The 25,524-nt window shown below is 35.5% G+C and carries 26 protein-coding genes; 5 read left to right on the top strand and 21 right to left on the bottom strand.

What is annotated here, in order from left to right:
* The first annotated feature begins 143 nt into the window (after nucleotides 1–143).
* On the top strand, nucleotides 144–2,306 hold the full coding sequence (locus RU87_RS05825) for an LTA synthase family protein (protein WP_068162366.1): 2,163 nt from the start codon (nucleotides 144–146) through the stop codon (nucleotides 2,304–2,306).
* A gap of 296 nt (nucleotides 2,307–2,602) precedes the next feature.
* Here the strand turns inward: RU87_RS05825 and RU87_RS05820 are convergent, their stop codons facing one another.
* The 17 genes from RU87_RS05820 to rimM form a co-directional block, all read right to left on the bottom strand.
* Entirely contained in the window at nucleotides 2,603–2,872 is a 270-nt protein-coding gene (locus RU87_RS05820) for a DUF4176 domain-containing protein (protein ID WP_068162362.1), read from the bottom strand.
* A 247-nt stretch (nucleotides 2,873–3,119) separates the two neighbouring features.
* On the bottom strand, nucleotides 3,120–3,311 hold the full coding sequence (locus RU87_RS05810) for a hypothetical protein (protein ID WP_068162353.1): 192 nt from the start codon (nucleotides 3,309–3,311) through the stop codon (nucleotides 3,120–3,122).
* Between the two features lie 9 nt (nucleotides 3,312–3,320).
* Nucleotides 3,321–4,760, bottom strand: a complete 1,440-nt coding sequence (locus RU87_RS05805; protein WP_068162350.1) for a hypothetical protein — start codon at nucleotides 4,758–4,760, stop codon at nucleotides 3,321–3,323.
* On the bottom strand, nucleotides 4,754–5,428 hold the full coding sequence (locus RU87_RS05800) for a hypothetical protein (RefSeq protein ID WP_068162347.1): 675 nt from the start codon (nucleotides 5,426–5,428) through the stop codon (nucleotides 4,754–4,756). The genes RU87_RS05805 and RU87_RS05800 overlap by 7 nt, the downstream gene beginning before the upstream one ends.
* Nucleotides 5,428–5,694: a hypothetical protein gene (locus RU87_RS05795; protein ID WP_068162343.1), complete on the bottom strand. Its 267-nt coding sequence runs from the start codon at nucleotides 5,692–5,694 to the stop codon at nucleotides 5,428–5,430. The genes RU87_RS05800 and RU87_RS05795 overlap by 1 nt, the downstream gene beginning before the upstream one ends.
* A 207-nt stretch (nucleotides 5,695–5,901) precedes the next feature.
* A complete protein-coding gene (gene metE, locus RU87_RS05790) occupies nucleotides 5,902–8,157 on the bottom strand; it encodes a 5-methyltetrahydropteroyltriglutamate--homocysteine S-methyltransferase (protein ID WP_068162342.1) in 2,256 nt (751 codons plus the stop codon).
* 121 nt (nucleotides 8,158–8,278) lie between these two features.
* Entirely contained in the window at nucleotides 8,279–8,749 is a 471-nt protein-coding gene (locus tag RU87_RS05785) for a threonine/serine exporter family protein (RefSeq protein WP_068162339.1), read from the bottom strand.
* Between the two features lie 14 nt (nucleotides 8,750–8,763).
* Entirely contained in the window at nucleotides 8,764–9,570 is an 807-nt protein-coding gene (locus RU87_RS05780; RefSeq protein WP_068162336.1) for a threonine/serine exporter family protein, read from the bottom strand.
* Between the two features lie 67 nt (nucleotides 9,571–9,637).
* Nucleotides 9,638–10,477: a thymidylate synthase gene (locus RU87_RS05775; protein WP_068162333.1), complete on the bottom strand. Its 840-nt coding sequence runs from the start codon at nucleotides 10,475–10,477 to the stop codon at nucleotides 9,638–9,640.
* Nucleotides 10,478–10,563: 86 nt separating this feature from the next.
* Nucleotides 10,564–12,450 carry an ABC-F family ATP-binding cassette domain-containing protein gene (locus tag RU87_RS05770; protein ID WP_068162476.1) on the bottom strand — a complete coding sequence of 629 codons (1,887 nt, stop codon included), beginning with the start codon at nucleotides 12,448–12,450 and terminating at the stop codon, nucleotides 10,564–10,566.
* Nucleotides 12,443–13,657 carry a CCA tRNA nucleotidyltransferase gene (locus tag RU87_RS05765; RefSeq protein WP_068162329.1) on the bottom strand — a complete coding sequence of 405 codons (1,215 nt, stop codon included), beginning with the start codon at nucleotides 13,655–13,657 and terminating at the stop codon, nucleotides 12,443–12,445. Before RU87_RS05765 ends, RU87_RS05770 begins: the two co-directional genes overlap by 8 nt.
* Complete coding sequence (gene dapB, locus RU87_RS05760; RefSeq protein ID WP_068162324.1) at nucleotides 13,654–14,418, bottom strand: 4-hydroxy-tetrahydrodipicolinate reductase; 765 nt, start codon at nucleotides 14,416–14,418, stop codon at nucleotides 13,654–13,656. Before dapB ends, RU87_RS05765 begins: the two co-directional genes overlap by 4 nt.
* Nucleotide 14,419: 1 nt before the next feature.
* A complete protein-coding gene (locus RU87_RS05755) occupies nucleotides 14,420–15,265 on the bottom strand; it encodes a DegV family protein (protein WP_068162322.1) in 846 nt (281 codons plus the stop codon).
* 6 nt (nucleotides 15,266–15,271) lie between these two features.
* Entirely contained in the window at nucleotides 15,272–15,646 is a 375-nt protein-coding gene (locus tag RU87_RS05750) for a DUF1149 family protein (protein ID WP_068162319.1), read from the bottom strand.
* Nucleotides 15,636–16,238, bottom strand: a complete 603-nt coding sequence (locus tag RU87_RS05745; protein WP_068162317.1) for an HAD-IA family hydrolase — start codon at nucleotides 16,236–16,238, stop codon at nucleotides 15,636–15,638. Before RU87_RS05745 ends, RU87_RS05750 begins: the two co-directional genes overlap by 11 nt.
* A complete protein-coding gene (gene trmD, locus RU87_RS05740; protein ID WP_068162312.1) occupies nucleotides 16,235–16,966 on the bottom strand; it encodes a tRNA (guanosine(37)-N1)-methyltransferase TrmD in 732 nt (243 codons plus the stop codon). The genes RU87_RS05745 and trmD overlap by 4 nt, the downstream gene beginning before the upstream one ends.
* 1 nt (nucleotide 16,967) lies before the next feature.
* The gene (gene rimM, locus RU87_RS05735) at nucleotides 16,968–17,483 is read right to left on the bottom strand and encodes a ribosome maturation factor RimM (protein WP_068162309.1); all 516 of its coding nucleotides are present in this window, start codon (nucleotides 17,481–17,483) and stop codon (nucleotides 16,968–16,970) included.
* Between the two features lie 929 nt (nucleotides 17,484–18,412).
* On the opposite strand from rimM, the gene RU87_RS05730 reads away from it, so the two are divergent.
* From RU87_RS05730 to RU87_RS05715, 4 genes are all read left to right on the top strand, one after another.
* On the top strand, nucleotides 18,413–18,739 hold the full coding sequence (locus RU87_RS05730) for a helix-turn-helix domain-containing protein (RefSeq protein WP_068162305.1): 327 nt from the start codon (nucleotides 18,413–18,415) through the stop codon (nucleotides 18,737–18,739).
* Between the two features lie 3 nt (nucleotides 18,740–18,742).
* Complete coding sequence (locus tag RU87_RS05725) at nucleotides 18,743–19,264, top strand: ImmA/IrrE family metallo-endopeptidase (protein WP_068162302.1); 522 nt, start codon at nucleotides 18,743–18,745, stop codon at nucleotides 19,262–19,264.
* A gap of 219 nt (nucleotides 19,265–19,483) precedes the next feature.
* Entirely contained in the window at nucleotides 19,484–20,185 is a 702-nt protein-coding gene (locus tag RU87_RS05720; protein ID WP_068162299.1) for an XRE family transcriptional regulator, read from the top strand.
* A gap of 13 nt (nucleotides 20,186–20,198) precedes the next feature.
* Entirely contained in the window at nucleotides 20,199–21,644 is a 1,446-nt protein-coding gene (locus tag RU87_RS05715; RefSeq protein WP_068162296.1) for a Y-family DNA polymerase, read from the top strand.
* 332 nt (nucleotides 21,645–21,976) lie between these two features.
* On the opposite strand, the gene RU87_RS05710 is transcribed toward RU87_RS05715, so the two are convergent.
* From RU87_RS05710 to cls, 4 genes are all read right to left on the bottom strand, one after another.
* The gene (locus RU87_RS05710; RefSeq protein ID WP_068162292.1) at nucleotides 21,977–22,216 is read right to left on the bottom strand and encodes a KH domain-containing protein; all 240 of its coding nucleotides are present in this window, start codon (nucleotides 22,214–22,216) and stop codon (nucleotides 21,977–21,979) included.
* Nucleotides 22,217–22,390: 174 nt separating this feature from the next.
* A complete protein-coding gene (gene rpsP, locus RU87_RS05705; protein ID WP_068162289.1) occupies nucleotides 22,391–22,669 on the bottom strand; it encodes a 30S ribosomal protein S16 in 279 nt (92 codons plus the stop codon).
* 98 nt (nucleotides 22,670–22,767) lie between these two features.
* Nucleotides 22,768–23,754: a GMP reductase gene (guaC, locus tag RU87_RS05700; RefSeq protein ID WP_068162284.1), complete on the bottom strand. Its 987-nt coding sequence runs from the start codon at nucleotides 23,752–23,754 to the stop codon at nucleotides 22,768–22,770.
* A 199-nt stretch (nucleotides 23,755–23,953) separates the two neighbouring features.
* A complete protein-coding gene (gene cls / locus RU87_RS05695; protein WP_068162281.1) occupies nucleotides 23,954–25,426 on the bottom strand; it encodes a cardiolipin synthase in 1,473 nt (490 codons plus the stop codon).
* Nucleotides 25,427–25,524 lie beyond the last annotated feature (98 nt).

The following is a 25,524-nucleotide window of genomic DNA, read 5'->3' as shown; positions in this document are numbered from 1 at the left end:
ACAAGTAAAATGGTCATTGTTTGCTAAAAAACTTAAAATAGCGTAAAATAAAGAAAGATATTTTAGAGAAAATCTGTAGTTATCTGGGCTTGTTATTGACTAACTTGCCCCTTGACACTACTATCATAAAGGAACAGATTAACTTGTTAAAAAAATTTTCAAACGTCGTATCAACTCGACTTGGGTTTACTGCTTTTCTAGTGATCTTATTTTGGTTTAAAACCCTATTTGCTTACTTTTTTAAGTTTGATTTAGATTTTGATAATGGATTTCAAGTCCTATTAGCGATTATGAATCCCTTATCTACAACACTGCTATTAATTGGTGTTGCACTATATGTTAAAAATACCAAACTATATTATGGCTTATCTTTTTTAATCTATATATTATTAACGTTGTGGTTGTTTTCTAACTCTATCTATTTTGGGGAATTTACCGATTTTATCAGTATTAACACAATGCTAGCGTCTAGTAAAGTAGCTGCCGGCTTAGGTGAATCGGCCATCAATTTATTTAACTTTACTGATTTATTTTTCATCATAGATTTTGTTTTTATCGGTGTATTAATTTGGAAAAAAGTGATTCGCTTTGATCAACGTAGCTTTAGCAAGCGTGCAGCTTTTGCGGTCACATCACTATCTATTTTGGCTTTCACAGTCAATCTTTTCTTAGCTGAAATTGATAGACCAGAACTATTAAGTCGTGGGTTTTCAAATACCTATGTCGTACGTTATCTAGGCTTGATTCCTTTTTCTGTTTATGATGGTGTTAATACATATAAAACAAACCAAGTCCGTAAAGAAGCCAAACCGGCTGACGTCGCTTTAGTTCAAAAATATGTTGCCGAAAATCATGCTAAACCTAATCCAGATACTTTTGGTATCGCAAAAGGTAGAAACGTGATTTACATCCATCTTGAAAGTTTCCAACAATTTTTAATTAACTACAAATTAAAAGCACTGGATCCTAATACGAAACAAGAAAAGGACTATGAGGTCACACCTTTTCTAAATTCTCTATTCAGCTCAAAAGAGACCTTTGCTTTTGATAATTTCTTCCACCAAGTGAAAGCAGGTAAAACATCTGATGCTGAAACTCTGATGGAAAACTCATTTTTTGGTCTGAATCAAGGCTCATTCTTTGTCAGCAATGGGGGTAAAAATACCTTCCAAGCTGCACCAAACATCCTCTCACAAGTTGGTGGGTATACATCTGCTGTTTTCCACGGTAATGTCGGGTCATTCTGGAATAGAAACGAAACCTATAAACGTCTTGGGTACAACTACTTCTTTGACCAAACCTACTTTAATGTTGATAAAACAAATTCTTTCCAATATGGGTTACACGATAAGTATATGTTTGGTGATTCTATTGAATACTTAGAACATCTGCAACAACCTTTTTATACAAAATTTATTACAGTATCTAATCACTATCCCTATGTTAAATTCGACGGGGCAGAATCTGGTTTTCCTTTAGCCACTACAAGTGATGATACGATCAACGGCTATTTTGCAACTGCAAATTATCTGGATAGCGCAGTGAAAGAGTTTTTCGATTATCTCAAAGCATCAAATGTCTATAAAAATTCAGTCATTGTACTTTATGGTGATCACTATGGTATCTCAAACTCTAGAAATCCTCAGCTTGCACCACTCCTTGGTAAAAATAAAGAGACTTGGTCGTCTTATGATGACGCAATGTTGCAACGTGTGCCTTATATGATTGTTGTACCGGGTATGGACAAAGGCTACGTCAACCACACTTTTGGTGGTGAGGTCGATAACTTACCAACTCTATTACACTTATTAGGTATTGATAATAGTAAATATCCACAACTTGGACAAGATATGCTTAGTCCCCAACATCGTAACGTTGTGAATATGAGAACAACTGATAACTGGGTGTCCTCAACATTAACTAACTTTTCTGGTAGAATATATAAAACAGCTACAGGAGAAGAGATTACTAATCCTGACCCTGATACCAAAAAACAAATCGCAGCATTTAATCAACAATCAGAAGCGCAATTAAAAGTATCTGATGCGATTACATCAGGTGATTTACTAAGGTTTTGGCCCGATGATGGTTTAAAAGCAATCGATCCTAACGACTACAATTATACAAAAGGGCTTAAAAAAGCTGAAGCAATTGAAGATAAATTAGGAAGTAAATCAACCTCCATCTTCTCTCAAAATGGAGATAAGACAACTAAACAACTTTGGCAAACACAAACTTTCCAACAGCTACATCCAGATCTTGTTCCTGTTGAAAGTAGCAGTTCTGAAAGTACTAAAAAGAAATAGAACGTGCTAATGATAGTTGTCATTACAAATCAAAACACAGCCACATCATGATGATGTGGCTGTGTTTTGATACTATTTATTTTGGATTTTTTATTCCCAATAAAGCAAGGTGTTACCTGAAAAATCTATGCTCAGCGAAAGGGAACAATTGACCGTATATTTGCACAGCCGTGGAGTTTAACGGTTGGAGATATACAAACCAAATAGAAGGATAAACTGCTATTTTTACCTTTACGTATAAAACCACATAACACACAATATAAACCTAGCGATAACGCTAGTGCTTTTCAATTTTTTTATTCACTAAGAACAGATTGGTAGTCTAATTCTTCATTATCTACCAAACCTAATTGAAAAATACTTTGAATATCCGCATGATTAAATAAATATAGGTTTTCTGAAGATTGATAACCTTCTGGAAAGAGAACACCAGCATAATCGAATTCTTTCTTCGATTCACTTGAAATCTGTTTTCGTCCAATAATCATCAACCTTTTTTCTCCACCCTCAAGTAAAATTACACTGCCTAAAGCCAAATAGTTCAATTTTTTTTCTTCACTACTCATTTATTTTCCTTTCGTTGTTTCATAATTTTTCTTCCGTGCATAATTACCATAATTACGAAAGATGAGATAAGGAACAGTAATATTATTTTCATGATGTTCATTGATTCATTCCACCATACGGGGTAATGTTTAATATTTGGTGTATCCCCTATTAGTTGAAAGACAAATCCAACAACCAAAAAGAATAATAGATAGATAAATGCTAATACCCACAATTTCTTTTCAAATTTATCAGCAGAAATATACTTCATTTTACAACCCCCAATACCTTTGCTATCGCAATGAAAAAGATTTCAAAAAAACCACTCAAAATAATTAGTAGGCATACAAAATGCCAAACTAAGTACCATAACCTCTTAGCTTCAACTCGTTTTCTATTATTTAAAATGTCCTCTCCAAGATAAATATTAACATAGAAATTCAAAATTTTTGTTAACATGTTAATCTCCTATTTTATTTTAAGACTAATTCCTGCACCTGGACCCGCACCTAATTTGATACCTCCGGAAAAACCATCTTTTTTTGAACTTGTTAGATGAGCAGATACTCCAGCAGAAAGTGAGAAACTTCCCCCTATCGTAACTTTTGTTCCTGTAAAAGGTATTTTTAAAGAGAATTGTTTTAAATTTATTTCAGCAAGTGTCTCTTGAGCACTGATTCCAACATTTATATTTTGTGGCTTAAAGTCATTATAATAACCAAAGTTTTGCTTTCCTAAATTTACGGATGATAATATTTTATTGAAAATATTATCATTATCTGGGGGAGACCAAGATGCTAGAGTTGATGAACCTCCCCAAATATTCCCTATACGAACTTTGCTGAAGGATTCTGAAGTCCCAAATTTCTCTTTAGTATTTGATATTATATCATGCTTTCCGCTCGCAATGGATTCCTCTGAAGTTAATTTAAAAACCTCAATAGCACCGTAGTTTCCAATTATTTTTTTGGCAGTAAGATCTTTCAGTTTATCGTTTCTCTTAACTTTAGGCATATTTCTTAAGTGAGTATTTTCGATTTTTAGCTTCTTTTTAATTTTATCTAACTCACGCTGATCTTTTCCTATTTTTTGAAATTGAAGATAAAGGTTTTCTGCTTCTTTAATTGAGATAGACATACTAGAGCTAAACTTTTTAATAGCTTCAATAGCAGCGGGATCTTTTTTGTATTTTTTTATCAATTCATTTTCTGTAGGAAGACTTGAATTTAATTTTTCAGCTTGAAGCTTTTTAGACCAAGACATATCTGCACCAGCAGGAAAAGAAATTATCCCATCACTATTTGCTTTTGATTGATTGATAAGTTCAACGCCTTGTAAAGCATACTTAAAAGCTTGTAGACTATCTGTAAATAGATAGGTTGTTGTACTCGAGAATGTTTGAAGTGCCTGCAATTTTTTTTCGTAATCATTTTTGAGATGTTTTAAATTATCTAACTGTCTGTCAAGTTCAGGCAGTTCCGCAAGTCCATTTGCTACACCTTCAAATCCACTAGACATAAATTTTTGTATGAGTTTTCTATCTTCTTCTATCTTTTGTTCAATTAAAGAAATGAGCTGATTTGTATTTACTAGTTTTTCATTCAGCTGTACCTCATCTAGATGTGAACTTAAATACCGAACTTCTTGTTCGGATCTTTTATAAGTTTCTAAATCTCTTCTAATATCAGTAATAGCCGATGACAATTTCTGAATCATTGGCGATATATAGCTTTGAAAAAGACTTTGTCCTACTCGATAAGCAGCTCCAGATAATACTCCAGAATCAATAACCGAATTAAGATGTTGCGTACCTTGGTTTATTTTATCAAATATAGCTGTTGCACTTTTTAGGTTTTCAGAGAGCGACTGAATTAATAGGTCTGAATCACCCCTATCATAAATTACCATACCAAATTATTCCTTTCCTTATAAATTTTTTCAAAAATATCTTCCTTTTCTATTTTTATTTTGCGTGATTTTTCTTTGAGCATGTCATTTTGTAGATTTATACTGGATAAAAGCATTTGTTTAAGTTCATAAAAAATAGCTTGTTCTTGATAAGCTTCATTTTGATCATGTTGAGAAGTCTGACTTGCTAATTCATCTAAAGTATTGAAAAGTGTTTGAGTTGAACTAATAAATGCTAAATTATTTTCTTCAAAATTCCGACCCATACGCGAGAGGTCTTCCAACTCATTTTCGATTTGCTGCATTTTTTGAGTCATGATTCGTCGTTCAACTACGCTTTTATCTTTTGACTTGTTTGGACTAAATAATGTTTTAAGTTCATTTTCAGAGGTAGTATCTGATTTTTTTATAACTTGTCTTGTCCAAACTTGATTCAGAATTTCAGGAAAAGTACCTTCAGAAATCGCTTTTTCTTTTGCCTCTTCAAAAAGTCTGTCTGCTTCATATTTAAAATATTTTATGTTATTTAAAAAATAAATCTTTATGTACTCATCAACGGTCATTTCATCACTAAAATAGTTTTCGTGAACAAAAGCAAGGGCTTCTAGAGGTAAATCTTTCCATATAAATGACGAAAAATTATCGTCTTCTCTTACAATTTTAGGCATTAGTGCCAGCCTTTCCCATCTTGTCTATCACGAAATTCAATAAGTTGTGCAAGTTCAGGAAATTTATTAGCTTGTGTTAAGACGCAAGAAGTAATTTTTGAAACATCTTTCATCAGTTCATTAGTTATTTGTTTCCCGTTAAGCATCGCTTGCACATTACTATCTCCAAAATCAACGGTTTTAAAGTTCATAATTCCCGTTAATCCTGTTAATTCTGAAATTGCACCTTGTGCTTCAATGGTATTTGATTGAATTTTTCCAGACATCCGTTTCTCTCTTTCATAATTCTATAAATTTAGTATATCATTAAAAAATCAAAAAAACTAGAAATGACTGTTGGATATTAAATAAATAGTACTTTATTCAAACTATGACTTGATTTTTTACTTTATTTCATAGAAAAAACATACAGTCAGAACTATTACACTACTCAGTTCACAACTTGTATGTTTTTAATGCATTATTTTATGTCTTTAAAGACCTTTTCTGATTTCTTGTGTTGCAGTAACCAGATTTTCAAGTGATGCTTTCACTTCAGCTACACCCCTAGTTTTTAACCCACAGTCTGGATTAATCCAAACTTTTTCGACAGGTACTTTAGCCAATATTTTTTGTATCACAGCTTCAATTTCTTCAACTGGTGGAATACGTGGACTGTGAATGTCGTATACACCAGGTCCTGTTTGTGTTCTGAAGCCATTTTCTTGTAACGCATCCAAGATAGATAAATCACTTCTGCTTGCTTCAAATGAAATGACATCAGCGTCCATCGCATCGATTGCAGGGATAATATCTGTAAATTCAGAATAACACATATGTGTATGAATTTGTGTCGTTGGCGCTACTTTAGCATGTACTAGACGAAAGGCAGGAATTGCCCAATCGAGGTATTCGCTATTCCAATCAGTTTGACGTAATGGGAGTTTTTCGCGTAATGCAGCTTCATCAATTTGAATAATTTTGATGCCATTTTTCTCTAAATCCAAGACTTCTTCTTGAATCGCTAAAGCGATTTGTAACGTTGAGTCACTAAGAGAGATGTCTTCACGAGGAAATGACCAGTTCAAGATCGTCACAGGTCCTGTTAGCATCCCTTTGACGGGTTTGTCTGTTAGACTTTGTGCATAGAAAGAATCAGCTACTGAAAGTTGTTGTACGCGTGCGATATCTCCCCATACAATCGGTGGTTTAACACAACGAGTCCCATAAGATTGTACCCAGGCATATTTTGTAAACACGTAACCAGATAATTTTTCACCGAAATACTCTACCATGTCATTTCGTTCAAATTCTCCGTGGACAAGCACATCAAAGCCAACCGCTTCTTGCCAATCAATCCATTCTTTTGTTTTTGCTTCATTAAATTGATCATAAGCTTCTTTTGTGATGTCTCCACGTTTAAAGTTAAGCCGGTTTTTACGAACATCTGCTGTTTGAGGGAAAGAACCGATAGTTGTCGTAGGTAAAACAGGTAGATTAAACACGTCTTTTTGGATTGTTTCACGGTCTGAAAACTCTGGTGTTCTAGTGAAATCAAGATCTGTCAAACCTGCTACTTTAGCTTGCACTGTAGCATCTGCTTCAAATCGATCTTGTGCAAACAAGGCTTTATTAACAGACAAGCTATCAGTCTCGCGTTTGTAATAAATATCGTTGATATCTTTAAGTTCTTGTAACTTCTCTTGTGCAAAAGCAAAATGTTTCAAGATATCTTCAGATAAATCCGTTTCAGCACTTACTGTATAAGGGACATGTTGTAAGCTACAAGATGATGAAATAACTAAAGGTTTTTCAGGTAATTTAGCTAATACATCAAGTGTTTTCTCATAATTATTTCGCCAAATATTTTTACCATTTACGACACCAGCAAATAATTTTTTATCAGTAGGAAACCCATAAGTCTCGACCAGTTCAGCTGTCTTACGACCTTCGACAAAATCAAGACCAATACCATCTACATCTAACTTGATCAACTCACTATAAATATCTCTCACATCACCAAAATAAGTTTGTAATAAGACTTTTACAGTCTGTTTGCCAGCTAATAGTGGTGTATAGATTGATTTGAACAATGTGATATCAGCATCAGTTAAGTCAAAGACAAGTGCTGGTTCATCAAGTTGTAACCACTCAATTTTTTCTTCAGCTAATGCTTTAAAAATATCACTATAAATCGCAACAAAATCTGTTAATACTGTATCAATTGTTGTTTTTCCTGTAAAACGGATTAATTTTAGTAGTGTGTAAGGACCAATTAGCACGGGTTTTGTTGCAATACCAAGTGCTAGAGCTTCTTGATATTCTGATAATAGTTTTGTAAGGTCAAGTTTTAGCTCAGTACCATCGTCAAATTCAGGAACCATATAGTGGTAGTTCGTATTAAACCATTTTTTCATGGCTAACGCTTTCACATCACCTGCTTGAGACTGATGACCACGCGCTGCTGCAAAATATTTTTCAAGTGGTGAAATCCCTAATGCTTGATAACGCTCAGGTACAATATTGAGTGCAAATGCAGTGTCAAGTGTTGTATCATAAAATGAAAAATCATTTGATGGGATATAATCAATACCCGCTTTAAATTGGGTTTGCCAATTTAGTTCACGTTGTGCTTTAGCAACTTCTTGTAATTCTGATTCACTAAGTTCTTTCTTGAAAAATTTCTCAATTGCAAATTTTAATTCTCGTTTTGCGCCGATACGTGGATAACCAACTATTGATGTTGTCATAAATTGCCTCTTCTATTTCTTTATTAGTATGTCATTATTCTATCATCTCGTGATATAGTTGTAAAATATATAAAAACAAGGTTTAGTTATAGTTTTAAGATATAACAAAAAAATCGTTGACCTAAGTCAAACGATTCATACCTCTTAAGAGATTGAGCAATTCAGCAGACCAAAATCCAGCTGCAATCGCGCCTATAATAATCACTAATAACTCAAAATTCGTTGTCGCTGTCACACGATCTCCAGTAACCAAACTTCTGACCACTTGATAAGCTTGACCTCCAGGGACCAAGGGAAAAATACCGGGAATTTGATAAATCAACATGGGTACTTTTTGTGCACGACTCATGGTCAAACTCAACATCCCTATCATCATCGTTGCGATAAAAGATCCCAAGATAATACACCAGTTTTTATCTAGCAAATGCTGGGTCATGAGTACCACAAGTTCATAAGTTAACCATGCAACCCCACCAACTATACCAGCCCGATTAAGTGTTCGTCTAGGAATGTTCAAAATAATCCCAAATGCTAATGTACCTATATAGGCTAGAACTGTCTGTGCAACCAAATGTAGCAAGATAAGCATCATAAAAACTCCTTCACTTAATAAAAAAATGAAAGTAGGACAATCCCTAGTCCTACAGAAGCAGCTGTCAACAATGCTTCTATAATCCGTCCTTGTCCAGAAATAAAATTCCCAGCCATGATCTCTCGAACAGCATTTGTAAGTGCGACACCAGGAACAAATGGCATAATCGCACCAATAATGACAATGTCCGGATTAAATGGCGGAGCTAATAGTTTGGCGCAAATCAGCATCATCAAAGACATGCATAAACTAGCAACAAACAAACCAAAAAACCGTAAATGAAACTTATTTCGGATTTTAAAGGCGATCGCATAGGCTAACCCACTTGTTACTCCTGTCAAAAACAGATTAATCGGTTCAGTATTCCTAGTCAACATAATCATAAAACTCACAGCAATCAGCATAGCACTGACGACTTGGAGTTTGAGAGAAAATCTAGGAATCGTCATATCAATTTTACTCAGTTGATCTGCGAATGTTTCGATCGTGATGTTATGAGCTGTAAATTTTCGTGTTAGATCATTAACAGCCACAATCTTCTCCATATCCATAGTCTGTATGCGAGGCGGAATACCTCTCATTTGTGTCATGCCTTGTTCTGGAAAAGTAATCGTAATTGCATTTAACAAGATGTATACTTGTAAGTCTTTGATACCGGCCGCTGAACCCATTCGTAAGATGACATCTTCTGCACGTGAAATTTCAGATCCATTTGCCATTAAAATCTGTCCTGCGAGTAAACAAGACTCCATCAAAATGTGCGCATTTGTATTAGCTTGTTTTAACATTTCAAGCCGAATATCAGTGCTATAATTTGTCATAACATTATATCCTATCCCTAATTTTAAACCTGTTTTATTTTACCTCGTTATATCAGCAAGTGTTGCCTCATATGGCTAGATCAAATCGCAGTTGCGGTTTAACTGGTTCATAATCAACCAACTCAAAATCTGTATCTTTGATATCAAAAAAGTTAGTCCCATCAGCTACATTTAGTTTCAAAACTGGATTCTTATCTGATGGTGTCCGTGATAATAAGATATTAGCATTATCAAACTGATTATCATAGATATGTAAATTATTGACGAAATAAAAGAATTTACCAACTTGCCAGCCAAAGTGCTTCGCAATCATCAGCTGTAGTGCGACATATTGCATGGCGTTGATGTGATGGGCTACAAGCATATCATTACTACGTTGTGTTAATGTCGCGTCTAAATAAATCATACCATCTACGCGTCTTACATCAAACATCGTCTGAAACGCACACGGTAGTAGCCCTTCTGAAGCATCAAAATCGTCATACTGCCACAGATTAATAATATTTCTACGATTCCATGGATTTTTCTCAAGTCCACTTAATAGTTTGCCAATGATATCATGTTTTTTTACTGTGGCACCATAGCGTACACCTATCGTACCAGTATCAGCAACTTCCCATTCATTCCAATAATTCACACCATATTTATCCACTAAGACAGCTAAGTCACTTGTTTGATCTTGATAAATCCATAGTAATTCTTTAATTGCTGATTTGATGGCGATAGGCCGGAGAGTTGTAATTGGAAACTCTCCTTTACTTAGGTCATATTCAGCAAAACTTCCTGTAATATATTTTGAATTGGCTGTCACACCATCCTTATATTTAGGTCTAGCTTGCTCACTCCAAACCCCATTTGTTAAGATGTCATTGATATTATCAATAAAAAGTTTATCTGCTTTTCTCATGTCTTTATACTATCATTTCTATATCATTTTAGGTATATCTCAACCATCCACAGCAAAAAAAACTGGTCAAAACATTCGTATCTCAGTTAAAATTCTGCTAAGTAGTCATAGCGTTCGTATTTAGCTAATAACGCCGTATTTTTACTATCAAGCTCTGCCTGCAAGTCACCTAACTTTGTAAAGTCTGAGCCATGCTCACGCATTTCTTGCTCAATATCAGCAATGTCAGATTCCAACTCACTGATGTCATCTTCAAGTGTTGCCCATTCTTTTTTCTCAAGATATGTCATGCGTTTTTTTTCGCTTGATTTCAAAGATGGAGTCACAGTTTCGAGTGTTTTTTTGACGACTTTTTCTTCTTTTTCTTCACTTAGTTTATCAGCTAGATACTCTGAATAACTGGTATGAAACTCTGATACTAATCCTTTATCAAAAACCAATAATTTATTCACGACTTTATCTAGAAAATATCGGTCATGACTAACCGTAATGACAACACCTGGATAGTGTTGAATAAAGTTTTCTAAGACAGTTAACGTCGCAATGTCTAAATCATTTGTCGGTTCATCTAATAGCAAAACATTCGGCTGCTCTAATAAGATTTTTAGCAAATATAAACGCTTCTTCTCACCACCAGATAGTTTAGCAATTAAGGTGCCGTGTGTCGAACGTGGAAATAAAAACTGCTCCAATAAATTAACAATACTGATTGATTCTCCTGATGCCGTCACACTATTGTCAGCGACTTCTTGAAGAAAATTGATGACGCGTTTTGAGTCATCTAATCCCCGAATTTGCTGTGAAAAGTAACCAACTTTAATCGTCTCACCAATCTCAACAGTACCTGAGTCTGGTGTCAATTCACCATCAATTAAATTAAGTAAGGTAGATTTACCAACACCGTTATTCCCAACAATACCAATTCTGTCTGTATTTTGAATCAATAAATTAAAGTCTTTTAAAATAGGCTTGTCAGGTGTAAAAGCAAAATCGACATGGCTAAAATTAATCACCTTTTTACCAATACGTGATGTTGCAACATTAATCGCAAGATTATCTGTTGATGTGACACGATTGACATCATCTTTGATTGCTTCAAAACGATCAATTCTTGCCTGCTGTTTTGTCGCACGTGCTTGTGGTGATTTGCGAATCCAAGCTAACTCTTGCTTATACAGTTGTTTATTTTTATGATGTTGTGCTTGCTCTTGCTCATCTCGCTCAGCTTTTTGTGCTAGATAATCTTGGTAATTACCTTGATACTCATATAATTTACCACCATCGAGCTCAAAGATACGTGTCGCTATGGTATCTAAAAAATAACGATCATGCGTAATAAACAGAACAGTCTGCTTAGCACTCGTCACATAATTTTCTAACCAAGCAATCGTATCGACATCCAAATGGTTGGTCGGCTCGTCTAAAAGCAATAAATCAGAAGGATTTAATAGGGCTTGTGCCAATTGCACACGGCGTTTTTGTCCGCCTGATAGCTGTTTGATTGGGAGACTAAGCTCTGGTAATTTTAGTTTTGAGAGGACAGTCTTGACTTGATTTTCAACTTCCCAAGCATCTATCGCAGTCATCTTCCCTTCGATTTCAGATAAATCATGCTGTAACTTTTGATTTTCAGGATCATGGGTTAGCGCGATTAACACTTGTTCATACTGTTTGATTGCTTTCATCTGTGGTAGATCATCTGATAAGACAGTATCCATAATCGATAGCGACTCATCAAACTCTGGCTCTTGCGTCAGATACTCAATCTTAAAATCATTTTGTACAAAAAATGGTGAGTTATCACCATCAAATCCAGATTTTTTTGCAATCACATCTAGTAATGTTGTTTTACCTGTACCATTAACGCCAATTAAACCAATACGATCTAAAGGATGAATAATAAAATCAAGATTAGCAAAAACCATCTTATCACCAACGGATTTGCTTAAATTTTCAACTCGAAAATCAGTCATTGCTGCCATATTCACTACTTTCTCTTACATAATTAAAAATATCATCCGGATGATTGCGTAACTTTCCGATCACAATAGCCATCTCTATCTCATGAAAGAGTTTGCCAATGCCTGGCCCTGGACTAATGCTGAATTGTTTCATGATCTCACCAGCTGATACAACAATCTCTTTTTTATCTCGGATTTGTAATGTCTTATCTAGTACTGCAATATGCTCAAAATCGGTATCTAAGCCTTGTGCCTCAAACAGATTTTCTACCAAAAGTAAACTAGATAAGTGATGCTGATAGAGATCTTCTAGAGAAAATGCAGCGACTTGTCGTTTCCGATAAGCACTTAGGAAATGTGTGATAGCTGTTGCAAACTCACGAGATACTTTCCATTTTTTCATCAAAAACTTACCATCCACATAGCCTAACTGGTGCAGTAAAAATCCCCACGCCTGTACACTATTTGTAAATTTAAATCTTTTTGGTAAGGTTAATAGACTTAAAAGGGCTTTTTTATCTGAAAATCCTGGTAAATATGCTGACGCATCAATTGCTAATAGCGCATCAAATCCTTTTTGCCAATAATCAGCTTGTAGTAACTTATCTAGCTCAATAAAAATACGCTCAATAGAGATTTTTGCTAATAAATGAGCTTGTCTTTTCATGGCTTCATAAGTCTCTGACTCTAAGCTAAAATTAAGGGTCGCCATAAATCTTACACCGCGCATAATCCTTAAGGCATCTTCGTTAAAGCGTTCTGAAGGGTGACCTACTGCTCTTAGAATCTTTTTATCTAAATCAGTTAGGCCATCATATAAGTCTATAATTTCGCCATCATTAGCAAGTGCAAACGCATTAATCGTAAAATCACGTCGCAATAAATCCTCTGACAACTCTCTGACAAAACTCACATGAGAAGGCCTTCTATAATCAACATAGACATCTTCTGTTCTAAATGTTGTGATTTCATACGTATCATCACCTGCTAAGACAAGCACTGTCCCATGCTCAATACCAATATCAACCGTATGTTCAAATATTTGTTTCACTTCTGCTGGATAAGCGCTGGTTGCGATATCAACGTCATGAATTTGTCGGTTTAATAAAACGTCTCGCACGCTACCACCAACAAAATACGCTTGATAACCTGAGACTCTGATTTTTTCCAAAATCGGCAGAGCTTTTACAAACTCCGCCGGCATCTTCTCTAATTTCATAATAAATGGTCTAATCCATAAACTAAAGTATCAATTTCAACTACTTTTTTTATCCCGACATTGACACCACCCATGAATGACACACGGTCATATGAATCATGGCGAATCGTTAATCCCTCACCTTTAGCACCAAAAATAACTTCTTGATGTGCGACAAGTCCTGGTAAGCGAACTGAATGAATGCGCATGCCATCAAATTCAGCCCCTCTAGCACCTGCCATTGTTTCAACTTCATCAGCAGCACCTTGTTTTTTAAAGCTACGTTTTTCTTTGATGAGCTCTGCTGTTTTAATCGCTGTACCAGAAGGCGCATCTTGTTTATTATCATGATGCAACTCGATAATTTCTACATCTGGAAAATATTGAGCAGCTTTTTGTGCAAATTCCATTAATAAAATGGCACCAATCGCGAAATTAGGTGCAATCAAACCACCTACTTTGTTAACTTGCGATAACGATATAAGTTCTGAGATCTGTGATTCTGTAAATCCAGTTGTCCCAACAACTGGACAGAAATGATTTTCCAAAGCAAACTTTGTATTTTCAAACGCCACAGCTGGAATCGTAAAATCAGCCCATACATCAGCATCAAACCCGACGAGTGATAACTTATCGTTAAACACTGGTATCCCATCAACTGCTGTTTCACTTGTTTTAGGATCTACTAAAGCGACGAGTTCAAGACTCTCATCTTCTTGCACCATCTTAACTGCAGCTGATCCCATACGTCCTTTAAATCCTGCTATAATTACTTTTATCATCTTATTTTAACTTCGGACTGATACCAAATCCGAGTGCCCCTTCCCCTAAATGTGTCCCAATCACAGCACCAAATGTGGCAATAGAAACATCAAATCCCTTTTCGGTTAGTTCCTTAGCAACTTCTTGTGCGGTTTCAGGTACGTTAGCATGAATCACATATACTTTGTAATCCCCTGTTTTTGTTGTATCTGCTAGAATTTTATAAAGCTTTTTAAAGGCTTTTTTACTTGTCCGAATCTTTTCGTAGACAACGATTTTTCCAGAGTCATCAAATCGTAGAATTGGTTTAATATTTAAAAGATTACCAAGAATGGCCGCACCATTAGACAGGCGGCCTCCTTTTACCAAATGATTCAAATCATTGACGATGATAAACGCCGTTGTTTTATCAATGATTTCTGCTAACTCTGATAAGATAAAGTCAAATGTTGCATTTGTTTTGATCATATTAGCAGTTACCTCAACCATGTAGCCTAAAGGTGCTGACGTAATCACAGTATCAGGAAAAGCAATTGTTAAGTTCGGAAATTCATCTTTTAAATATTGTATATTTTGCCACAAACCTGAAATCCCTGACGATAAGAACAAGCCAATCACATGTGTGTAGTGTTCATCTGACAATTTTTGTAGTAACGTCGCCAAATCATGGATACTAGGCTGGCTTGTTTTAGGTAATTCCTGTGTTGCTGCCATTTTTTGATAAAACTCTGGAACTGTTATATTTTGTCCTTCAATATAAGTTTCCCCATCGATAGTGATGGGAATATCAAGCACAAATACAGTTTCTTTTTGCTTAATTTCTTCACTCAAATATGCTGAGCTATCTGTAATAATTGCAGTTTTCATAAGTTATTAAAATTCCAGACTGATGCCAGGTTGATCTAACGCTACTTCTGTCACTTCATAAGTCAAACGTTTTAGTAAATCAAATAATGGCGTTGCTAATTCAGACATATCTTCTTGAGTCAGTTGTTCTTTATTTTCAATCACTTGACCACGGATGATACTAAGTTGTCCAATATTACCTGAGATAACTAGATCCTCAAGTACAATTACAAAACTCAGCATTGCATTAATCGCTGTGTCTGTATCGTTATCTGCTTGATCAACTAATTGAAAGTGAACATTCAAGCCTGTTTCAGGTGTCCCGTTCTCTTCTTCCCATTCTAGATTTCTTGCATCGTAGTGGAATTGATGTACAAATTCTTTTTCACGTTCAATATTCATTTTTAAAATCCTCCCATGTTGTTACGATAGCATCTGCTTTTAACTGTTGCTTTGAAAAGATAGCTGCTTCATCAAATAAAATTGTTTTGATTCCTGCATGTTGGCCAGCTAAAATATCTAATGGTCTATCGCCAATCATAACTGTTTCATTACGATCTAACTGATATTTATCAATAAGATAGCACAAGCTTTCAGGATTTGGTTTGCGAGCAAAGTGATGATCACTTGTGATGATTTCAGTAAATAAAGGTCTTAACTCACCCAGATAGGCATAAGTCTTGTCATCGCGGTGACTCACAACAAAATGTTGCCCACCACGTTTTACAATCGTTTTTAATATCATCGGAATTTCTGGATAATATGTAGGTGCCTGTTGCAGCTCAGTTTCTATTTGATGATAGTCATCTAAAAAGGCTTGCGTGCCATATTGATCAGCAAATTGTCGAATTGATTTTTCTTTAACAAACCTTTCAAGCTCACAATCATACTGTATACCATGTTTAGTAATCGCTTGTTTAAGCGCACTGAGCATGACTGGATAAGTATCAAACAAAGTACCATCAAAATCCCAAATGTAATTTTTTATATTCATAGCTCTGCTTTATCCGTCTGTTTTAGCTGTCTCACGATATCCGAGACTTCTTCAGTGAAGTCATAGGTGTCTAATAAATCTGGACGTAACCGTAGCGTCTTCGCCAAGCTCTCAGTTAGTCGCCATTTGCGAATATTTTCATGGTGTCCACTCATCAATACCTCAGGTACGCTCAAGCCTCTAAAATTTTCTGGTCGAGTATACTGTGGATACTCCAATAGCCCTGATGAAAAGCTATCATCTTCATGACTCGCTTTTTTGCCTAAAACATCTGGAATCAATCTCACAGTTGCATCAATCATGACACTCGCTGCAACTTCTCCACCCGTCAAGACATAATCCCCAAGAGACACCTCATCGGTCACTAATGTCTTGATACGCTCGTCAAATCCTTCGTAATGTCCACATAAAAAAACAAGTTGTTCCTCAGATGCCAGCTCTTCTGCAAATGCTTGATCAAACGTTCGGCCTGCAGGATCCATCATCAACACACGCGCATTTTCATGAGGAAAAGAATCTAAGGTATCAAAAATAGGTTGTGGCATCAGTAACATCCCTTGCCCACCACCATAAGGCATATCATCAACATGTTTTTGATTATTAGTCGCAAAGTCTCTGAAGTTATGAAAGTTGATGTCAATTTTTCCTGATTTTCTTGCTCTACCAACAATAGAATGTTCTAAGTTTGAAAACATCTCAGGAAATAGCGTTAAAATATCGATTTGCATGTTAATCGTCCAATCCTTGCGGAACTTCAACCGTTACACAGTTCCCTGCGATATCGACTGATAAAACAACTGACTCAATAAAAGGGAGTAGTAAATCTTTTTTACCTTTGCGTTTGATGACCCAAACATCATTTGCACCAGGCTGCAAAATCTCTTTCACTTTCCCAATCTCAACACCATCTTCAATTACAGTGAGGCCGATAATATCATCATAATAAAACTCGTCGTCACTCTCCAATTCAGCACGATCCTCTGCTGCAATCTTTAGTGAATAATCACGATATTTTTCAACATCATTAATACTATACAGACCATCAAATTTTATAATATCTAAATTTTTTTGTTTGCGATGTGTCTTTATTTTTAAAATTTTCACAAACTGATCTTGCTTATCAAATAGTGCGAGTTCGGCATTCTTTTTGTAGCGTTCATCAGCAAAATCCGTCACAGAAAGAACGCGCACTTCTCCTTGCAATCCCTGTGTGTTAACAATTGTTCCTACTTTGTAATAATTCATTCTTATATTATAACATATATCATGGCGCTATGCCATGTATGATGGATTGCAGTCATGAGCAAAAAACACCTAAACTATCTACTTGAAATCAAAAATCAAGTTAGATATATTTAGGCGTCGTTTTCTTATGACAACAAAAGCTGAGATACAAAACATTGGGGAATATGTAAAATTAAGATACCTCGTCACTTGCCAGATAGTAGCGTAACAGAAAGATTGATTCACTCATAGTATGGTGCAAAAACAAACAGGAAAAGGGGAGGTTTCATGTCAAGGAAATATTTAGACAGCTGAGCCGACAAGTTAAGTTACTAATGAAAGTGATTAACCATTCACTGCTCCTATCGTCTTAATTATACCCATGTGAGAAATGGGAGCATTTATTAACTATACGTAACATATAGCGCTTATCATTTAGAGACAAGCTTTAAATTGATCAGTTAATTCCTAAGGTATAACAAAATTACTCATGATAAGCATCGCGTTTATAGACAGGACTAATCAATCGTGTATTCGCAAACAATTAACTAAAGTTCAGCTACAGCACACATTTTTATCTTGAAACGTCTAAGCATCTCACACTATAAGATTGTTAGTTCGAACTATTTTCACCAAATCATACTGTTTACTGTTGGGAGTGTATAAAATGTGCAACAATTTCATACTAATTACTGATAATCTCTGGTCTTCGTGATATAATGATACTGTCTAGGCATTATTATAAACACAATAGATTGAGAGTTTTGCTAAGCGATAACTCAGTATTTAATTTTCAAAGATCACCAGATGTTTTTTGAAACAACCGCTCACTTTTTTGCGTGCTTTTGATTCAATCAACACAACTTTTGTTGTTAAGTTAAGTATACAACTTTTGTTGTTTTCAGTCAAGTGATATTATAAAAAAACTATTTTTTTAAGGAGAAATGGATATGTTACCAGAAAAATTGAAAAATCTGAGGCTAGAGAGCAACCTCACTCAAAAACAAGTTGCAGAACATTTAGGGATATCACAACAATCTTATGCATTATGGGAAAGTGGTAAAAGACATCCTAAAAAGATACAAGAGATTGCTGAGTTTTTTGATGTCTCACCTGACTATCTTTTAGGCCGTACTGACAATAAGCGTACTCATAACATAGATAAAGATCTTGATATTGCACTTGACTCATTCAAGGCTTTCAATGGTAAGCCTATGACAGGCACAGACCGTGATACGATTCGTAACATATTAACAGAAATGTTCAAAGATAGGTAAGCCATGATCAGACAAATCACAAAACAACTCAATGCATTAGGGATTGAAATAAAATACGCCCCTTTGGATAACAACGGATTTTTTGGTATTTATCAGGATACACCCATTATTATTATCAACAGTCAACTAGATACCCTAGCGACTGCTATCACACTGTTACATGAATCCTATCACTTCCTAAATGGAGACGATACCAAAATTGTTTCAAATTACCGTCAAAATAGTCGCATAGAATATGAAGCCAATCGCTTTATGATTCATCATATACTACGTTTTTTAGATGAAATTTACGATTTCACACCATTAACTAACTACAATCAAATCAGAACATCACTATCACTGCCATCTTCTCTGGATCATCTAGTCTATCATGAGTTATATAAGTTAATTCAGACAAAATTTGGTATTTCTGACGATACTAATAATGAGCTCTACATTCAAGAACATGCTACCTATGTCACGACAAGGCTAGAGCAATCTCCTGTAAACCAACAATCTTTCACATATTTATCTATTATAGGTTAAGCTATACACACCGTATACTAATCAGTTTCATAAATCGTATAAAAAACAGTAGATTATCATATGTACTTCTATTTTGTATACATTTATTGTTAGTAAATACATACAAAAAGATTAATATAAACTAATTTAACTATTATATCTTGACCAAATCTATTAAAAATATTAAACTAGTGGTAAGTAAAAAACTTACCACTAGTTTTTTTGTAGAAAGGCAAACAGATGAGTATCGATAAAAAACTAATTCAATTACGACAAACTAAAGGCCTTAGTCAGGGAGATGTCGCTAGACACATCGGTGTATCAAGACCCGCATATGGCTTTTGGGAAAAAGGGACAACTAAGCCCAAAGCAGATAAGCTGCATAAATTAGCCCAATTATTTGATGTCACACTTGCTGAATTAACTGAGGATAAAAAGAGTGAGCTGATTAGCATCTATGACAACCTAACGACTACACGTCAAGAAAACGTATTATCATATACAAAAACACAACAAGAAGAGCAACTACAACATAGCGATACACAACAGCTCAGAGACTTATTTCACTACCATGTCTATGAAAAATTATCAGCAGGTAGTGGCTTTGGTTATTTTGATGATGGTTCATATGACACTGTCTATTTTGATAAAGCATATGATTATGATTTTGCCTCATGGGTGTTTGGTGATTCTATGGAACCCGAATTTGAAAATGGGTCTGTTGCCCTAATACGTGATACTACTTTTGACTATGATGGTGCCGTCTACGCCATAGAATGGGATGGTCAGACTTATATCAAACACGTCTATAAAGAAGCGACTGGCCTACGTTTAGTATCAGCAAATCCAAAATATAAGGACAAATTTGCACCTTTTGACGAATCACCACGGATTATAGGCAAAATTATCGGTAACTTCACACCGATAGAAAAAGAAAGATAAGTAGGTCTAACCGATGATTATACCTGATTTTGATTATCGTAAAGAACAACATCGTGCGATTGCTTTTATTGATATGAAATCCTTTTATGCCAGTATTGAGTGTATTGAACGTGGCCTTGATCCGTTGACAACGTCATTATGTGTCATGAGTAATGCTGCCAACTCGACTGGTTTAATTTTAGCAAGTTCTCCCACTTTTAAACGCGTATTTGGCAAAAAAAATGTCAGTCGAAGTCGTGATTTACCGTTTTATTTAGCAACTAAAAAATTTAACTACGAACGCTATTATCAAACTGTCGTAAGAGACTGGTTAAACAAAGCACCAGAGCCAGCTAAAAGTGACATAGCATTTATAGAATCTTGGGCCAAACGAACGATCATCGCACCGCCTAGGATGGCTGCTTATATCAAAAAAAATATGGAAATCCAGCATATTATTCAAGATTTTGCTGCAATAGATGAAATTTGTTGGTATTCTATCGATGAAGGATTTGTAGACTTAACTTCTTCTCTTGCCTACTTCTATCCCGATCCACAACTCACACCAGCACAAAAATTAGATTTATTAAGTCGTGATATCCAACAAGCCATTTATAAACAGACAGGTATCTATGCGACAATTGGTATGAGCATTGGCAATCCTTTACTCGCAAAGTTAGCTCTGGATAACGCAGCTAAACATAGCAAAAATATGCGAGCGATGTGGTGCTATGACACAATCCCAACTACCGTATGGAAAATCCCCAATCTAACTGATTTTTGGGGGATCAATAAGCGGACAGAAAAACGGTTAACTCAACTAGGTATTTATTCTGTTTTTGACTTAGCACATACACATCCTGCTAGTTTAAAAAAAGAATTTGGAGTATTGGGCGTACAACTTTTTTGTCATGCTAATGGCATAGATGAATCAAGTGTCTTTAAAAGATACAAACCAAAGCACCATACAATCAGTAACTCACAGACTTTACCAAGAGACTATACGATTCAAAGAGAGATAGAGATTGTCTTATCTGAGCTTGTTGAGCAGGTTGCTACTCGCTTACGACGTGAAAAGAAAAAAACAAGACGTATTAGCTTATATGTCGGGTATGGATTTGCTAGCCCCTTACCAGCGATTCATGCCCAACTCAGCATTGAGGCGACAAATAGTACTGCTGCGCTAATTCGTGCTATATTATCTATTTTTCGTGATAAATACCAAACAGGAGCTGTCAGACGACTTGGCATTGCTTTTGGTAGTCTATGTGAGGATACGTTTGAGTTGATTTCTTTATTTGAAGATGATAACACAAACACAAAACAAGATACTGTACAAGAAGTTGTTGACGATATAAGGCGTCAATACGGTTTTTTATCCGTACAAAAGGCCACCGTATTAATGAGTGGGTCAAGAGCGATAACGCGTAGCAAATTAGTTGGTGGCCACTCAGCGGGTGGATTGGATGGTCTAAAATGAGTCATGTTAATAGAGATTACAGTCAATTTGAAGAGATTAGAAACTATCAGGACCGCGGGATGATGAAGTGGCAAGGCTTCTTTTTATCAGAACACACCAGAGAAATGTACCTAGATAGAGCAGACAAAATATATTATACTTACCTTGTTCGTGGACAGCTAAAGTAACGCTAAGATGAAAGCGATCTAACTGCTGGTTTAAGAGGATGCTACTTGGCCTAAATAAATTTCAGCTACTCCTTAATCCAATCGTTTTAACCACAAAAAAAGACATCATAAAAAATGATGTCCTTTTTTTGGCTTCTATTTGTATGATAGCATCACAGCTAAATATTACTTATACACTAATAAGCGAATTCTTTTATCTGCAACTGGTACAGAATAAACAAGTGTTCTGATTGCTTGTATAATTCTACCTTGTTTCCCAATTACCCGTCCCATATCCTGTTCAGCTACATGAAGGTGAAACTCAGTAAATTCCTCACCATCTACAACATCAATTTTGACACTGTCAGGATCAAGCGTTAATGGTCTGACAATCGTTAAGACTAGCTCTTGTACATCTAAATCCATTGTTTTCTCTTTTCATTTAGTATCAGTAACCAGCCAAGATATCTCACAAAATTTTTGATGTGATCACTTAGTGTTACAGGTAGGTACGATAATCCCAAAGGCATTTTTTACTACTATGAAGCGATGAAAAAAGCGACCAAAATGAGTCGCTTCTTTCGCAAATTAAGTATTTGCTTATTTTGAAGCGTATTTTGCTTCGTGGAATTTTTTCATGATGCCAGCTTTTGACAAAATATTTTTTACAGTGTCAGAAGGTTGTGCACCATTTCCAAGCCATTCAAGAATACGATCTTCTTTTAAAGTTACTTGGTTTTCAGTTGTTACTAATGGGTTGTATGTGCCAACAGTTTCGATGAAACGACCATCACGTGGTGCACGTGAATCAGCAACATTAATACGGTAGAAAGGTTTTTTCTTTGAACCCATGCGAGTTAAACGAATTTTTACAGCCATGATAAATCTCTTTTCTTTTTTCTTTACATTATCATTATAGCATAGTTTGATATCCTGTCAAGTTTTTTTCTTGACAGATATATTTTTTTATTAGGTGCTTAAATACTGTCACCATTCCAGATAGAATTCTTAACAATGACATAATCAACTTTCGTTAAGCTCGCAAGATCCCGACCTCCAGCATAGGAAATAGCACTTTGCAAATCTTGGTTCATCTCAGTTAGTGTATCTTGTAGGTGTCCTTTATGTTTGACAAGAATTTTCTTGCCTTCGACATTTTTCTTTTCACCTTTTTGATATTCAGATGCTGAACCGAAATATTCTTTGTAAAGTTCACCATCCTGAGTCACTGTTTGTCCTGGACTTTCTTCATGGCCTGCAAATAAAGACCCAATCATGACAAAAGTTGCACCAAAACGGATCGATTTAGCAATATCGCCATGTGTCCGGATACCACCATCAGCAATAATAGGCTTACTTGCCGCTTTAGCACACCAACGTAGTGCTGCCAGTTGCCATCCGCCTGTACCAAAGCCAGTTTTGACTTTAGTAATACAAACTTTACCTGGACCAATACCTACTTTTGTTGCATCCGCGCCCGCATTTTCTAACTCACGAACACCCTCAGGTGTACCGACATTTCCAGCGATCACAAATGTTTCTGGGATTGTTTCTTTAATGTATTTGATCATGCGAATCACACTATCAGCGTGACCATGTGCGATATCGATCGTGATGAATTCTGGTACAGCTTGTGCTGCTTTCAATTCGTCAATAAAGTCATATTCATAAGCTTTTACGCCCACTGATATAGAGGCAATCAAGCCTTTTTCTTGCATTTTTTTAATAAAAGGTAATCGTGCTGCTTCATCAAAGCGATGCATCACATAAAAATAACCATTTTTTGCTAAATACTCTGCGATAGGTTCATCGATGATTGTCTGCATATTTGCAGGCACAACCGGTAATTTAAAGCTATGCCCACCTAATGTAACAGATGTATCTGCTTCACTTCTGCTATTGATGATACATTTATTAGGGACAAGTTGAATATCTTCATAATCAAAAACTGGTAAATTGTTCATTTTTTCTCCAAATTAGGTTAGTATTGGCAGCTACCGACCAAATTTATCGTTAATGCTGATAAACTTCGCTATTGTGATAGAAAAATGTTCAGCTTTCTCTGCTCATCACAACTTCCATAGACTATTATAAAACATCTTAGCCATAAGAACCAAGATGTTTACTATTATTATGCGCACATTAGCTTTTATTGTTCGGATTTTACAACATAGGACTAATTAATCTAGCCACACCTTCCTTAAATCGAATCCAGGCCGAACGTTGTTCGTAACGCTCTTTTGTTAACTGCAGACTGACTGTCAAATCCTCTAAGAAGTTACCATGTAGCTGCTGTGCTGTTTCATGACTGTAAATTACCATGTTACCTTCAAAATCTAGCATAAAACTACGATAATCAAAATTAGCAGAGCCTACTGAGGCAAATTTGCCATCGATGATAATGGTTTTGGCATGTACAAATCCTATCTCATAGGTATAAATCTCAGCACCATAATCAATCAAACTACCACTGAAGAAATAAGTTGCCCAATAAACAAAAGGATGATCTGGTTTATTGGGGATTAATAATTTAACTTTAACACCACTGAGTAATGCCAATTTTAAAGCGTCGTATATGGCATCATCCGGAATAAAATAAGGTGTCTGAATAAGAATTTCATCTTCAGCAGCATTGATCATTTTGAGATAGGTCATCTTAATCTGTTCACGCTTACTGTCTGGACCACTCGTTACAAACTGGGTTGTTAGATTGCCAGACCCTGTACTATCAGGAAAATAAGCAATTGATTCACTGATATCGTGGCGGTGCTGACTATTCCAATCCATGATAAATCGATTTTGTAGCGAGTAGACAACATCACCCGTCACGCGCAGATGATTATCACGCCAATATCCAAATTTTTTAGTCACTGTGACATATTCATCCCCGATATTAAATCCGCCTGTATACCCAATTTTACCATCTATCACAACAATTTTACGGTGGAGTCGATAATTGGTCCGAGGGTTAATTAAAGGTAAGATGAGCGGGAAAAAATAGACCACTTCCCCGCCAGCTTCAATAAGTGCTTTGAAGTCACGATGCTTTGTTCTATTTGAGCCCCAAGCATCTATCAGGACACGTACCTCAACACCACGTTTCCGAGCAGCAATGAGTGCATTTGTGACTTCCTTACCTAAGTTATCCATCCGAAAGATATAATACTCTACATGGATATGATGTTTTGCTTTTGAAATATCATCAATTAAGGCATCAAATTTTTCTCGACCATCTGTAAATAATTTAACTTCCGTATTCATCGATACCAAGGCATCTTCTGAAATAAAGAGCATATGTAATAATTGACCAAATACACGATTATCTGTTATTTTAGTTAAAAATTTATCTTGAGAATAGGCTTTTTTCGCACGTTTAATTTCTTGCTTAAAGCCATGTCTGATCTGAGATTTCAACTCAAAGATTCGGTAATCAGAAATACCACGACCAATTAAAATATATAAGATAAAGCCAAAAATTGGTAAGACATTCACCACAAATAACCACGACCATGTCGATGATGTGCTTTTACGTTCTCGAAAAATAATAATCAAAGATAAAGTAATGTTTATAATAATAATAAACATACTGATATGAGAGCGAATCAATAACAATAAATTTCCCAAAATATTAATCATTCTTTTATTTTAGCATATTCTTTTTTAAAATGAGAGAATTAAGAAGAGAATATAACATTTATTGATGCACCTTACGCATATTCAATCTATCACTTAAC

Source organism: Pseudolactococcus plantarum, assembly GCF_002441715.1.
Taxonomy (GTDB): Bacteria; Bacillota; Bacilli; order Lactobacillales; family Streptococcaceae; genus Pseudolactococcus; species Pseudolactococcus plantarum.
This window is presented reverse-complemented; position numbering and strand designations above follow the sequence as displayed.